The 12907-nt window shown below is 64.9% G+C and carries 13 protein-coding genes; 6 read left to right on the plus strand and 7 right to left on the minus strand.

Annotation, left to right across the window (positions count from 1 at the left end; translation table 11 throughout):
- Positions 1 to 31: 31 nt before the first annotated feature.
- Both AC066S_RS13140 and AC066S_RS13145 read right to left on the minus strand, forming a co-directional pair.
- Entirely contained in the window at positions 32 to 775 is a 744-nt protein-coding gene (locus AC066S_RS13140; protein WP_478269883.1) for a nucleotide-binding protein, read from the minus strand.
- 379 nt (positions 776 to 1154) lie between these two features.
- Entirely contained in the window at positions 1155 to 2510 is a 1356-nt protein-coding gene (locus AC066S_RS13145; protein WP_478269884.1) for a peptidoglycan-binding protein, read from the minus strand.
- 247 nt (positions 2511 to 2757) lie between these two features.
- Between AC066S_RS13145 and AC066S_RS13150 the strand changes: the two genes are divergently transcribed.
- Entirely contained in the window at positions 2758 to 3561 is an 804-nt protein-coding gene (locus AC066S_RS13150; protein ID WP_126256991.1) for a HesA/MoeB/ThiF family protein, read from the plus strand.
- Positions 3562 to 3570: 9 nt separating this feature from the next.
- On the opposite strand, the gene AC066S_RS13155 is transcribed toward AC066S_RS13150, so the two are convergent.
- Positions 3571 to 4578: an aldo/keto reductase gene (locus AC066S_RS13155; RefSeq protein ID WP_126256992.1), complete on the minus strand. Its 1008-nt coding sequence runs from the start codon at positions 4576 to 4578 to the stop codon at positions 3571 to 3573.
- A gap of 116 nt (positions 4579 to 4694) precedes the next feature.
- On the opposite strand from AC066S_RS13155, the gene AC066S_RS13160 reads away from it, so the two are divergent.
- On the plus strand, positions 4695 to 5606 hold the full coding sequence (locus tag AC066S_RS13160; protein ID WP_478269885.1) for a LysR family transcriptional regulator: 912 nt from the start codon (positions 4695 to 4697) through the stop codon (positions 5604 to 5606).
- Between the two features lie 3 nt (positions 5607 to 5609).
- Here AC066S_RS13160 and AC066S_RS13165 read toward each other — a convergent pair whose 3' ends face one another.
- Positions 5610 to 6611: a 2-hydroxyacid dehydrogenase gene (locus tag AC066S_RS13165; RefSeq protein WP_126256994.1), complete on the minus strand. Its 1002-nt coding sequence runs from the start codon at positions 6609 to 6611 to the stop codon at positions 5610 to 5612.
- A gap of 324 nt (positions 6612 to 6935) precedes the next feature.
- Here AC066S_RS13165 and AC066S_RS13170 point away from each other — a divergent pair, with 324 nt between their 5' ends.
- Positions 6936 to 7466, plus strand: a complete 531-nt coding sequence (locus AC066S_RS13170; protein WP_126256995.1) for an SH3 domain-containing protein — start codon at positions 6936 to 6938, stop codon at positions 7464 to 7466.
- Between the two features lie 213 nt (positions 7467 to 7679).
- Here AC066S_RS13170 and irrA read toward each other — a convergent pair whose 3' ends face one another.
- Complete coding sequence (gene irrA / locus AC066S_RS13175) at positions 7680 to 8171, minus strand: iron response transcriptional regulator IrrA (RefSeq protein ID WP_126256996.1); 492 nt, start codon at positions 8169 to 8171, stop codon at positions 7680 to 7682.
- 349 nt (positions 8172 to 8520) lie between these two features.
- On the opposite strand from irrA, the gene fabA reads away from it, so the two are divergent.
- From fabA to fabI, 3 genes are all read left to right on the plus strand, one after another.
- Entirely contained in the window at positions 8521 to 9042 is a 522-nt protein-coding gene (gene fabA, locus AC066S_RS13180; protein WP_135163633.1) for a bifunctional 3-hydroxydecanoyl-ACP dehydratase/trans-2-decenoyl-ACP isomerase, read from the plus strand.
- Between the two features lie 50 nt (positions 9043 to 9092).
- Complete coding sequence (gene fabB, locus AC066S_RS13185) at positions 9093 to 10316, plus strand: beta-ketoacyl-ACP synthase I (RefSeq protein ID WP_126256997.1); 1224 nt, start codon at positions 9093 to 9095, stop codon at positions 10314 to 10316.
- Positions 10317 to 10453: 137 nt separating this feature from the next.
- Positions 10454 to 11254 carry an enoyl-ACP reductase FabI gene (gene fabI, locus AC066S_RS13190; protein WP_126256998.1) on the plus strand — a complete coding sequence of 267 codons (801 nt, stop codon included), beginning with the start codon at positions 10454 to 10456 and terminating at the stop codon, positions 11252 to 11254.
- A gap of 53 nt (positions 11255 to 11307) precedes the next feature.
- Here the strand turns inward: fabI and AC066S_RS13195 are convergent, their stop codons facing one another.
- Positions 11308 to 11904 carry a glutathione S-transferase family protein gene (locus AC066S_RS13195; protein ID WP_478269886.1) on the minus strand — a complete coding sequence of 199 codons (597 nt, stop codon included), beginning with the start codon at positions 11902 to 11904 and terminating at the stop codon, positions 11308 to 11310.
- 139 nt (positions 11905 to 12043) lie between these two features.
- The gene (locus AC066S_RS13200; protein ID WP_478269887.1) at positions 12044 to 12637 is read right to left on the minus strand and encodes a hypothetical protein; all 594 of its coding nucleotides are present in this window, start codon (positions 12635 to 12637) and stop codon (positions 12044 to 12046) included.
- Between the last annotated feature and the right edge of the window lie 270 nt (positions 12638 to 12907).

Below are 12907 nucleotides of genomic sequence, written 5' to 3' on the forward strand. Positions count from 1 at the left end.
GGGCCGGCTGCCGTCCGAGCGATCGCCCCGCTCAGGACGCCAGTGTCGTAGTCTCGTCCGCCGCAAGATCGGCGGCGACATGCAGCATGCCGTCCGCGGCCGACATCACCCGGTCGATCAGGACATTGATCGTGGCGTCAAGCTCGAGCCGGGCCGCGATCCAGCGCCAGAGGCCGCGGATCTCGTCCGCAGACTTGCCGTTCGGCGCGAATTCGCTCACGGCAAGACCGCTCGCGAGCGCATCCTGATGATCATTGCGCATCACGATCAGCGGGCGCGCGAGCACCTCAGCGAGATCGAGCGAAGCTTCCTCGGCGAGCGCGCCAGCGGCGTTGTCGATGCGCTGGCCCCGGATCGGCGTCTGGTTGAGCACGAAGCTGTAGGGCCGCTTCCAGGCGCGCGCGACGCTGAGCGTCGAGGCCGTCGCCTCGATGTCGGCGACGCTCGGGCGGGCCGGGATCAGGCAGAGATTGGAATGGCGGATCGCAGCGGTGGTGGCGGCGGACAGGCCGGCGGCGGTGTCGACGATCGCGAGCTGCAGGCCGCTGTCAGCCAGCATCTTCAGGCGCGGCTCGATGTCGGCGGCATGGTAGATCGGCTCGACGACGACATCATTGGCGGTGCGGCGGCGCTGCCAGTTGGACAGGGTGCCCTGCGGGTCGGTCTCGATCAGGCGGACGGTGAAGCCGGCCTGCTTGGCCGCGAGCGCGAGGCCGACGGCAAGCGTGCTCTTGCCGCTGCCACCCTTTTGGGTGGCCAGTACGATCGTATGCATTTGAGATCAATCCCTTTGGAGTGCTTGGGTCAGGAATACGCCACGCGAACGTGCATCGATCTCGATGCTGAGCTCTTCTCGCTCAGGACGTGCCGGCCCGATCCAAAGGGGATCGCGGAGGTCCGAATCAGCAGTAGCGATGATGGCGAAATGGGGAATGCCAGCGAATCCGTACCATTACTGGACCAGTAGTCGTACGTGAGGCGGTGCCGATCGGTCTTCTGCCCCGGACAAAGTGCAGCGCGCAAGCGATGCGCTGCCGAGCCGGGGCCCAGAGGCTGCAAGCGGAGCTGTCGACGCATGGGTCCCGGCTCAGCGGAGCGGCATTTCATGCCGCGCCGCGTCCGGGACACGAGAGAGAGTGGTGACGTTGCCCGTCTTACTTCCGCACGCAGATCACGCGGACGATCGCGGCCTTGGCGTCCATCGACGTGCCATTCGCCGCGACATTGTTCGCCTTCAGGAAATCGCGCACGGCGTCCGCGGACACGATCACCGCCTGCGAGGCCGGCACCGATGTCGCAGGTCCCGCCACCATGGCCGGCTTCAACAGCGTAATGCCGGCGAACCTGCCCTCGCCATCGATCGCCGGAGCACCGGAAAACCCGATCGCCGGCGGTGGCGACAGCATGGACTCACTGCTCGGGACCGGCGCCAGCGCGGCCTTGACGACCGACACGCCGCCCGCGCCGCCCTGGCTCTGCGGATCGGCGATGCCGACGACATCGACATTGGTCTTTGCCGCGCCGCCAGTGAGGCTGAACGGCTTCAGGCCGCGCGCGCCGTAGATGTGCAACAGCGCAAGCCCGCGCTCCTTGTCCTCGGCGAGACGGTCGGCATTGCCATGGCCGGCGATGGTGATCGCAAGGCAGCCGTCGGTGACGAGGCGGTCGGCAACGATCGCGCCGTCGTCGCTGACGACGATCCCGGTGCCGTATTCGACGGTCTTGCGCGGCGGCGGCCCGGCCTGCGGTCCCGACGGGAACGCACTGAACGCACTCGACATCGCGATCACGACCGGCTCGACAATGTTCTCGGTCGCCTGGTCGTAGAGGATCGTCATGGTGCGGACCTCGTCGCCCTTGAAGGTGCCGCGGACATAGAACTTCTTCTGGCCCTGCAAGCCCGACAGCACGAAGAAGTCGGGCTTCACCACGGTGTAGTCGACCTTGCGCCCGGACGGCTCCTTCTCCAGCTCCGCGAGTTTTGCCGAGGTCGGGTTCGCTTCCTTGCGGCGGCTGAGAGCCACCTGAACCGTGCCGGTCGGCGAAGTCCATTTCGAGCCGTTGGCGTCGCTCGCCTGCTGCGGCACCAGCTTGCCGGGGATGCCGAGCCGGGCGCCGCTGGTCGGCTCCGTCACGATCTTCCAGCCGACGCTGTCCTGCTTCTTTCGGGCCGACTCGGCGAGCGCGGCGCGCTCCTGCGGATTGAGCACGCCGGTCGGCTTGCCGCCCTTGGCCTTCTGGTATTCCTTGATGGCGTTGACCATGCGCTCGCTGGCGTCGCCGGTGATGGCGCCGTTGTACTGACCGACCCAGGCGAGGTCGGATTGCAGCGCCAACCGCTCGGCTTTTGCCATGGCATCCGCCGTTGCCGACGGCGTCTGCATCGCCGGAGGCTGGATCGGCACGGTCTGGACCGTCTTCGGCTTAGTGCCGGGGATCTGCTGCGTCGTCATCTGGGCATTCGCAGCCGTGGCCGCAAACATCAAGGTTGCCGCAAGCATCGATCTCATGACAAATCCAGCCAGCCCATTGAACGCAATGCCATTGAAGCACATCTCGTTGGTCGCGAACAATGTTGGGCTGGTTCAGGTGCCGTAGAGGCCGCGAACTCAGACCCTCATCCTGAGGAGCGGCCGAAGGCCGCATCTCGAAGGATGGCCGCAGGCGAGATCGCGGCCTGCATGGTTCGAGACGCGCGTTCCGCGCTCCTCACCATGAGGGGATAGAGCGATCGCTCGGTAGGAGAGACGGACGACGATGCTGGGCCCGGACGAACTCGAACGCTATGCCCGCCACATCGTGCTGCGCGATGTCGGCGGACCGGGCCAGGCCGCGTTGAAGCGGTCCTCTGTGCTGGTGATCGGCGCCGGCGGCCTCGGCGCGCCCGCCCTGATGTATCTGGCCGCCGCCGGCGTGGGCACCCTCGGCGTGGTCGACGACGACGTGGTGTCGCTGTCGAACCTGCAGCGCCAGGTGATCCACACCACGCCCGATATCGGCCGGCACAAGGTCGAGAGCGCCGCCGAGCGGATCGCGGCGCTCAATCCGCATGTCCGCTTCGTCGGCCACGCCACCTGGCTCAATGCCGACAATGCACTCGGTCTGATCGGCGACTACGATCTCGTGCTCGACGGCTCCGACAATTTTGCCACGCGCTATCTGGTCTCGGACGCCTGCTTCTTCGCCAAGCGGCCGCTGATTACCGCCGCGCTCGGCACCTTCGACGGCTCGCTCACCACCATTCGCGCGCATGAGCGGAACGAGCAGGGCGAATTCAACCCGACCTATCGCTGCCTGTTTCCGGAGGCGCCGCCGCCCGGCACCGTTCCGGCCTGCGCCGAAGCCGGCGTCATGGGGGCGCTGGCGGGTGTGCTCGGCTCGATGATGGCGCTGGAGGCGATCCGCGAGATCGTCGGTTTCGGCGACGGCCTCGTCGGCCGTCTCCTGATGATCGATGCGCGCGCGATGCGCTTCGAGACGCTGCGCTACGGGCGCGATCCGGCCAATCCGCTCAACGGCGACGGGCCTGTGATCAGCGATCTCAGCGCCCATCGCATCTGAATGCCGCCGCTACCTGGTGGCTGGTTTCTCGCTGTCGAGATGCGCCATCTGCTCGGCCGCGTAACGCGTGCCCGAAGCGACGTCCGGCGGGAAGGCCTTGCCCAATGCTGTGAGATGAGCTTGCGTCAGCGTCACCTTGGTTGTGCCGAGCGCTTCGGCCAGACGGTTGCGGGTCCGGGCGCCGACCAATGGCACGATCTCCGGGCCCTGCGCCGCCGCCCAGGCGATCGCGACCTGCGCCGGCGTCGCGCCGACCTCGTTCGCGATCGTGCGCAGCGATTCGACCAGCGCGAGATTGGCATCGAGGTTCGCACCCTGGAAGCGCGGCGTCATCAGCCGATAGTCCTTGCCAGCCTTGCCCGAATCCTTCGACCAGTGACCGCTGATCAGGCCGCGCGCCAGGACGCCGTAGGCGGTGATGCCGATGCCGAGCTCGCGGCAGGTCTTGAGGATGTCGCGTTCGATGCCGCGCTCGATCAGCGAATATTCGATCTGGAGATCGGCGATCGGATGCACCGCATGCGCGCGGCGGATGGTGTCGGAGCCGACCTCGGACAGGCCGATATGCCTGACATAGCCCGCCTTCACGAGATCGGCGAGGCCGCCGACGGTCTCTTCGATGGGAACGTTCGGATCGAGCCGCGCCGGACGATAGATGTCGACATGGTCGGTGCCGAGCCGCTGGAGCGAATAGGCAAGGAAGTTCTTGGTTGCGGCCGGCCGGCAGTCCATGCCGATGAAGTCGCCGGCGGGACCGCGCAGCGCGCCGAACTTGACGCTAATCCGCACCTTCTCGCGTGAAACGTCCTTGAGCGCCTCGCGGATCAGCATTTCATTGTGGCCCATGGCGTAGAAATCGCCGGTGTCGAGCAGCGTGATGCCCGCATCGAGCGCCGCGTGGATGGTGGCGATGCTTTCGCCGCGATCGGAAGGACCATAGGCGTCGGACATGGCCATGCAGCCGAGACCGAGGCTCGAGACGGTGGGGCCGGTTAAACCGAGTTTTCGTTGTTCCATGATGGCTCTCCTCGAAGGGCGGCGGCTGAGCGCCGCGTGACGAGGGCAGATATGCGCCCGATCGATTGAGCCGATAAGCTGGACAATCCGGAATGGCTTGTTCACATTAGCGAACAATGGCCGAGCCTGACCTGCGCGATCTCGATGTCTTCATGGCGGTCGCCCGCACCCGCAATTTCCGGCGTGCGGCGGTCGAAATCCGTGTGTCGGTGTCGAGTCTCAGCCAGCGACTCCGGGACCTGGAGGAGCGCCTCGGCGTCCGCCTGATGAACCGCACCACGCGCAGTGTCGCGCTGACCGAGGCGGGCGAATTGCTGCTGTCGCGCGTCGTTCCGGCCTTGCGCGATGTTGGCGATGCGCTGGATCAGGTGCGCGGACTGCGCGAGGTCGCCTCGGGCCGCCTCCGCATCAACGCGCCCCCGCCGGCGGTCGATCTGGTGCTGGCGCCGATGGTCGGGCCGTTTCTGGCGGCGCACCCGCAGGTCGATCTCGACATCGTTTCCGAGAGCGGGTTCGTCGACATCGTCAGCGCCGGCTTTGATGCCGGCGTCCGTTACGGCGAGCACCTCGCGCAGGAGATGGTGGCGGTGTCCCTGAGTGGTCCGCAGCGTTACGTCATCGTGGCCTCGCCTGCGTACCTCGCGCGCCGCGGCAAGCCGAAGCATCCGAAGGATCTTCTCGATCATGACTGCATCCGCGCCCGCTATTCGAGCGGGGTCATGCAGGATTGGGAGTTCGAGAAAAAGGGGCAGATCATGAAGGTCGATCCGCCTGCCAAACTGATCTCGACCAATATGGGCCTCGCCATGCGGGCCGCGCTCGACGGTGTCGGCGTGTGGGCAACGCTCGATGGCTACGTGCATGAGGCCGTGAAGTCCGGCGCACTGGTCAGCCTGATGGAAGATTGGTGCGAGCCGTTTCCCGGACCGTTCCTATACTATCCGAGCCGCCGCCAGACGCCGCCTGCGCTGCGCGCCTTCATCGATTTCGTCGCGGCTTGGCGCAAGCGGGAAGGGCATGGGACGTAAGCCTCAGAGCATGCTCGGCAGCACGCGATCCGGCGGCTTGTGGGCGTCGAGGAAGGTGCGGATGTTGATGATCACCTTCTCGCCCATCTCGACGCGGCCTTCGATCGTGGCCGAGCCCATATGCGGCAGCAGCGTCACCTTGCCGGCCCTGGCAAGCCGCACCAGCTTCGGGTTGACCGCGGGCTCGTGCTCGTAGACGTCGAGGCCGGCTCCGGCGATCTCGCCGCCTTCGATCAACTTGATCAGCGTGTCCTCGTCGGTTACTTCGCCGCGCGCGGTGTTGACGATGTAGGCGTCCTTGCGGATCAGCTTCAGTCGTCGCGCCGAGAGCAGATGATAGGTCGCCGGCGTGTGCGGGCAATTCACCGAGATGATGTCCATCCGCGCCAGCATCTGGTCGAGGCTTTCCCAATAGGTCGCGCCGAGCTCTTCGGCGATGACAGGCGCGACGGGACGGCGGTTGTGATAGTGGATCTGAAGGCCGAAGGCGCGGGCGCGGCGCGCGACCGCCTGGCCGATGCGGCCCATGCCGATGATGCCGAGGCGTTTCCCCCCGATGCGGTGGCCGAGCATCCAGGTCGGCGACCAGCCCGCCCAGGGTTTTCCGTCGGTCAGGATCGAGGCGCCTTCGATCATCCGCCTGGGCACGGCGAGGATCAGCGCCATAGTCATGTCGGCGGTGTCCTCGGTCAGAACTTTCGGCGTGTTGGTGACGGTGATGCCGCGGGCGTGCGCGGCCGGCACGTCGATATTGTCGACGCCGTTGCCGAAATTGGCGATCAGCCGCAGCTTGCAGTCCGGCTGGTTGATGATGTCGGCGTTGACATGGTCGGTAACCGTGGGAACCAGCACGTCGGCGGTGCGCGCCGCTTCCGCGAGCTGCTCGGCGGACATCGGTGTGTCCTCGAGATTGATCCGCGCGTCGAACAATTCGCGCATCCGCGTCTCGATCGAATCCGGCAGCTTGCGCGTCACGACGACGAGGGGCTTTTTCTTCACCGACATGTCCTGCTCTCATGAGGCGTCGCAGGCCCGCCTCTGTCGCCAAAGGCCGGCCGTTGAGGCCTCATTAACCCGGTTGTTCGACACTGCCCTTGCCGTGTCCGTCCCCGGCGTTTCCTTCAAGCTCTCCCGAGATTTCCGGCCGGAAAATCGGGGCAAACTGGTTGTTCAAGTGCCCGTCCTCTCTAGCAGAAGGCCGGGCCAAGACAAGAACCACGGGCTGCTTCGGGAACACCTGCGTGGGACGGGTCGGGATTGACGCGGCAAGGGTTTGGAATTTCGGGGTGAGGGTCCGGCAAGGCCGGGTCTTCGACAGGAGACGGGTTGATGGCGTTGGGGCGTTTTTGTTCGGTGATGGCGCTTGTCGGCACCTTGTGGAGCGCCTCGGTTGGCCCCTCGCATTCGGCCAAGGATAACACCCCGCAGACCGCCAGCGGCCTGCCGGTGCCGCGTTACGTCAGCCTCAAGTCGGATCACGTCAATGTTCGCGCCGGCCCGACCAAGGACAATGACGTGGCCTGGGTCTATACCCGCGCCGGCCTGCCGGTCGAAATTACCGCCGAGTTCGAGAATTGGCGCCGGGTGCGCGATTCCGAGGGTGCCGAGGGCTGGGTCTACCACTCGCTGCTCTCGGGCCGCCGCACCGCGGTGGTTACCATGAAGCACAAGGACGATCTCGCCCCGATCTACGATCGGGCCGATCCCGACAGTGCGGTTACGGCCAGACTCCAGGCGGGCGTCGTCACGCAGGTGAAGAAGTGCGCCGCAAACTGGTGCCGTGTCACCGGCAACGGCTTCGACGGCTGGATCCAGCAGGAGCGCCTCTGGGGCGTCTATTCGGACGAGCAGGTCAACTGACCCGAAGGGTCATCCCGGAGCGATGCGCAGCATCGAATCCGGGATTTCGAGGTTCTCAGCTGCGCAAGCACGCACCAGAGTTCGGCGCCGCGCACCGCCCGGAATGACGTCATAGAACGACGATGGCCGGGCCCTCGCCTCGCCGAAGCGGCTTCGGCCGCGCAGGCGGGACAAGTCCGGCCATGACGATCACATCAGCGATGTAGGACCGGTTCAGCGCTTCTTGCGCAGGCGCACGACCATGTCGATGCGGGAGATCTCGTAACCCTCCGGCACCTCCGGCATCTTGGACAGCGCCAGATGCGGATCCTCGATGTCGACCAGCTCATGGCTGTTCTCGAGGTAGTAATGGTGGTGGGTGGTGACGTTGGTGTCGAAATAGGTCTTGGTGCCGTCGACGCTGACCTGGCGGAGCAGACCGGCATCGGTGAGCTGGTTCAACGTGTTGTAGACGGTTGCCAACGACACCGGAACCTTGGCCAGCGTCGCTTCCTCGTAGAGCATTTCAGCCGTCAGGTGGCGTGCGCCCTTGCCGAACAACAGCCAGCCCAGCGCCATGCGCTGGCGCGTCGGACGCAGCCCGGCAGACTGGAGCATTTCATTGACGTCGTGCCAGGGGCAGCCGGTCAAAGCCGGCTGACGGCCGGACAAGAGGGCCGCGGCGTGGACGTCGTCGTCGTGATGGGACGCGGTGTTCTCGTTCATTTCCAGATTTCGGGCACGCGTGAACAATATGTCTCTGCAATATAAGAATAGAAAGATGCAGATGCAAGTTTCTCGCAACTAGAGAGGTTCTAATCAGCCTTGGAACCGCGCCGGGATCGCGTCATTTTACCTTCATGGATGCACTTTGCCACCCGATTAGCCTGTGTTAGAGAGCGCGCGGTTCCGCTTAGCCGATTTTGGCGCAGCCGGGCATGGAGGCCCGGCAGACAGTCCATCCGGGGCATGCGGGAGCCGCGCCTGACGGTGGCAATTGGCGTTGCTCTCCGACCGACGGGGCCCATTTCGCCAAAAAACGCCGCTCAATCGGAATTCAAACAGAGGCTCGTGCATGCTGAACAGGCGCAATGGTTACGAATACGAAGATCTGCTGGCCTGTGCCCGCGGCGAGATGTTCGGCCCGGGCAATGCCCAGCTGCCGTTGCCGCCGATGCTGATGTTCGACCGCATCACCGAGATCAACGACAATGGCGGCGAGTTCGGCAAGGGGCTGGTGCGCGCCGAGCTCGATGTGAAGCCAGATCTGTGGTTCTTCGGCTGCCACTTCAAGAACGATCCGGTGATGCCCGGCTGCCTCGGCCTCGATGCGCTGTGGCAAATGGTCGGCTTCTATCTGGGCTGGACCGGGGGTGAAGGTCGCGGCCGCGCGCTCGGCTTGAACGAGCTGAAGTTCAGCGGCCAGGTGCTGCCCGAGGCGCGCAAGGTTGTGTACAACGTCGATATCAAACGCGTGATGCGTTCAAAGCTGGTGCTCGGTATTGCCGACGGGTGGCTTTCGGTCGACGAGCAGATTATTTATCGCGCCAAGGACCTGAAGGTCGGCCTGTTCAAGCAGGGCACGAGCCTGGGCTGAGCGCATCACCACGAAGAGAACGAGAAGACAACGAGCAGGGCGAGGCTGTCATGAGGCGGGTTGTGGTCACCGGGATGGGCATCGTCTCGTCGATCGGAAACAACACCCAGGAAGTGCTTGCGAGCCTTCACGAGGCGAAATCGGGCATTTCTCGGGCTGAGAAATATGCCGAGCTCGGCTTCCGTTCGCAGGTGCAGGGCGCACCGACGCTGGATCCTGCGACGGTGGTCGACCGCCGCGCCATGCGTTTCCTCGGTCAGGGCGCGGCGTGGAATCACATCGCGATGGAGCAGGCGATCCAGGATTCCGGACTGTCGCCGGACGAAGTCTCCAACATCCGCACCGGCATCATCATGGGCTCCGGCGGCCCGTCCGCCCGCACCATCGTCGAGGCCGCCGACATCACCCGCACCAAGGGACCGAAGCGCGTCGGACCGTTTGCAGTGCCGAAGGCGATGTCGTCCACGGCCTCCGCGACGCTTGCGACCTGGTTCAAGATCAAGGGCGTGAACTACTCGATCTCATCGGCCTGCGCGACGTCGAATCATTGCGTCGGCAACGCCTATGAGACGATCCAGATCGGCAAGCAGGACGTCATCTTCGCCGGCGGCTGCGAGGAGCTGGACTGGTCGCTGTCGGTGCTGTTCGACGCCATGGGCGCGATGTCCTCGAAGTACAACGACACGCCCGCCACGGCCTCGCGTCCCTACGACGTCAACCGCGACGGCTTCGTCATCGCCGGCGGTGCCGGCGTGCTGGTGCTGGAAGAGCTCGAGCATGCCAAGGCGCGCGGCGCCCGCATCTACGGCGAGATCGTCGGCTACGGCGCGACCTCGGACGGTTACGACATGGTGGCCCCGTCGGGCGAAGGTGCCGAGCGCTGCATGCGCATGGCGATGTCGACGGTGAAGACCAAGGTCGACTACATCAATCCGCATGCGACCTCGACGCCGGCCGGCGATCCTCCGGAGATCGACGCGCTTCGTCGGGTGTTCGGCAGCGGCGAGAAGTGCCCGCCGATCTCGGCGACCAAGGCGCTGACCGGCCACTCGCTGGGCGCCACCGGCGTGCAGGAGGCGATCTACTCGCTGCTGATGATGAACAACGGCTTCATCTGCGAGAGCGCCCACATCCAGGAGCTCGATCCCGTGTTTGCCGACATGCCGATCGTGCGCAAGCGCATCGACAACGTCAAGGTCGGCACCGTGCTGTCGAACTCCTTCGGCTTCGGCGGCACCAACGCCACGCTGGTGTTCAGCCGGATGGATGTGTGACGACGTCGTCGACGCGTTCGTGATTTCTCGTCATGGCCGGGCCTGTCCCGGCCATCCACGTCTTACGTTCTGGCTGCAAAGGGCGTGGATGCCCGGGACAAGCCCAGGCATGACGAAGAGCGGAGAGTAATTTCGCAATGGAAGGTCTGATGAAAGGCAAGCGCGGTCTGATCATGGGCATCGCCAATGATCATTCGATCGCCTGGGGCATGGCGAAGACGCTGCATGCCCACGGTGCCGAGCTCGCCTTCACCTTCCAGGGCGAGGCGCTGGGCAAGCGCGTCAAGCCGCTGGCGGAGCAGCTCGGTGTCGATCTGGTGCTGCCTTGCGACGTCGAGGACATCGCCAGCGTCGATGCCGCCTTCGCCGTGCTTCGCGAAAAATGGGGCAAGCTCGATTTCGTCATCCACGCGATCGGCTTCGCCGACAAGAACGAATTGAAGGGCCGCTACGCCGACACCAGCCGCGAGAACTTTTCGCGCACGATGGTGATCTCCTGCTTCTCGTTCACGGAGGTCGCAAAGCGCGCCGCCGAGCTGATGACCGAGGGCGGCAGCATGATCACGCTGACCTTCGGCGCCTCGGAGCGCGCGATGCCGAACTACAACGTGATGGGCGTCGCCAAGGCGGCGCTGGAAGCCTCGGTGCGCTATCTCGCCTCGGATTTCGGACCGCGCGGCATCCGCGTCAACGCGATCTCCGCAGGTCCGATCCGCACGCTCGCGGGCTCGGGCATCGGCGAGGCGCGTGCGATGTTCGCCTTCATGCAGAAGCATTCGCCGCTCCGCCGCGGCGTCACGCTCGACGAGCTCGGCGGCTCGGCGCTGTACCTGCTGTCGGATCTGTCCGGCGGCGTTACCGGCGAGATCCACTATGTCGATTCCGGCTACAACATCGTGCTGATGCCGCGGCCCGACGATTTGAAGTCCGCGGAGTAGCTTCGAGCAAGTTTCATAGCGCGGACAAAGGCGCGCTCTCCAAGCGCGCGGTCTCACCCCGCCGCGATCTTCTCCGCGCGCTGGAACGCCGGCCGTGCGGTGCAGCGCGCCAGATAGGCATCGAAGGCGGGGCGCGTCGGCACCATCTTGAACTGGCGCACCGCGAAGTTCAGGCCCGAGCCGACCACGATGTCGGCCGCGGAAAAGTCCTCGCCCAGAATCCACGGCCCTTTGGCGAGCGCGGCTTCCAGCACGTCGAACACCTGCGTGGCGCTGCCCCAGGCCGCGGTCGAGGTCGGGATCTCGATCTTGGTGAAGATCTGGATGATGGCGGGCTCGATGCAGCCCGGCGAGAAGAACAGCCATTGCAGATAGCGCGCGCGGCGCGGATCGGTCACCCCTGGCGCAAGCTTCGTCTCTGGATAGCGGTCGGCAACATAGGCGCAGATCGCCGCGGCTTCGCCGAGCGCGGCATCGCCATCGGTTAGAGCCGGCACCTTGCCCATCGGATTGATCTTCAAATAGTCCGGCGCCTTCTGCGCGCCGGTCGAGATGTCGGTCAGCACCCGCTCATAGGGCAGGCCGCTCTCCTCCATCAGCCAGAGCGTCGTGAACGAGCGCGAGCGGGGCGACCAATAGAGCTTGATCATGGGGAGGAACCTCCTCAACGTGAAGCGCGACAAGGCTCATTCATCGCCTTTCCGCCGCGAATCCGCAACGTACAAGTCCCAATGCGTGGAGGTGATGCCTTGCGACATCTTCGTCGACTGGGCCGCGGCGGCGAGGCGCTTAATCTTCCTTGAGATAGCCGGGGAGAGTCCGGTCGAGCCTCGCCGCAACGAGCGCGCGGGTCCTTTCTCGCAACGTTGTATTGCCCGCCGCGGTGGCAGGAGGATCGGGAAACTGCGAATTGTCGAGCTTGGTGATCGGATCTTCCGTCAGCCTCATGCTCTCGGCGAGATTGGAGCCGAAATTCGCGAAATGCCGATTGATCGGCTCATAGCTCCTGCCGTCAATCAGGTTGACCGCAACATTGGCGAACAAATGCGAATGTCTGGCGAAAGAGCCGAGGCCCCGGCTGTAGGCGCCGATGCCGTCCAGAACGAGGCTGGAGCCTTGCAATTCGGTCTTGTACCTCGTTACCACGAGATAGCGGTCGCAATTTGCATTGGCGGTGATATTGCGAACGATGGCCGGTAAACGCTCGCTCGGATCCGGAAAGAGCCTGGATCTCGGATTGTAGAATGGCTCGAACGCTCCCTTGGGGTAGCTGATCTTCCTGATCGACGGATCAGCGCCGCGTACGGCGCGCACACGCGCCAGCGGGATGTCGTCAAGGCTCCAATCGTCGATCGGAATCTCGTTGAATTCGGTCTCGAACACCGTGAGGCCGAACTTCTCGACCGAGAACCGACCGCCGATCGCCGAAATGACGCCTAGGCGGCAAGGGCCGATCTCGATCGCTGCCGGTTGCTTCGTGGCCGCATTGGCCTTCGCTGCATTTGGCTTGGGGGAGGGTTTCTTGACAGCCGGTTTGACAGGCGCGCCAGGAGCCGCCGATGTGGGGACCTCGGCCCATCCAGTGGCAGTCAGGCACGATGAAGCGAGGACGACGGCGACGGCGAAACGTAACATGATCGGGGAATGAGCGGT

The sequence above is a fragment of the Bradyrhizobium sp. CFUWI genome (genome assembly GCF_056429085.1).

Bases quoted from the DNA above. Each gene is read 5' to 3' on its own strand.
- irrA (WP_126256996.1), bottom strand. From the start codon at position 8,171: ATGAACGAGAACACCGCGTCCCATCACGACGACGACGTCCACGCCGCG.
- fabA (WP_135163633.1), top strand. From the start codon at position 8,521: ATGCTGAACAGGCGCAATGGTTACGAATACGAAGATCTGCTGGCCTGT.
- AC066S_RS13155 (WP_126256992.1), bottom strand. From the start codon at position 4,578: ATGGAACAACGAAAACTCGGTTTAACCGGCCCCACCGTCTCGAGCCTC.
- AC066S_RS13170 (WP_126256995.1), top strand. From the start codon at position 6,936: ATGGCGTTGGGGCGTTTTTGTTCGGTGATGGCGCTTGTCGGCACCTTG.
- AC066S_RS13150 (WP_126256991.1), top strand. From the start codon at position 2,758: ATGCTGGGCCCGGACGAACTCGAACGCTATGCCCGCCACATCGTGCTG.
- AC066S_RS13140 (WP_478269883.1), bottom strand. From the start codon at position 775: ATGCATACGATCGTACTGGCCACCCAAAAGGGTGGCAGCGGCAAGAGC.
- AC066S_RS13195 (WP_478269886.1), bottom strand. From the start codon at position 11,904: ATGATCAAGCTCTATTGGTCGCCCCGCTCGCGCTCGTTCACGACGCTC.
- AC066S_RS13145 (WP_478269884.1), bottom strand. From the start codon at position 2,510: ATGAGATCGATGCTTGCGGCAACCTTGATGTTTGCGGCCACGGCTGCG.
- AC066S_RS13165 (WP_126256994.1), bottom strand. From the start codon at position 6,611: ATGTCGGTGAAGAAAAAGCCCCTCGTCGTCGTGACGCGCAAGCTGCCG.
- AC066S_RS13160 (WP_478269885.1), top strand. From the start codon at position 4,695: ATGGCCGAGCCTGACCTGCGCGATCTCGATGTCTTCATGGCGGTCGCC.
- fabI (WP_126256998.1), top strand. From the start codon at position 10,454: ATGGAAGGTCTGATGAAAGGCAAGCGCGGTCTGATCATGGGCATCGCC.
- fabB (WP_126256997.1), top strand. From the start codon at position 9,093: ATGAGGCGGGTTGTGGTCACCGGGATGGGCATCGTCTCGTCGATCGGA.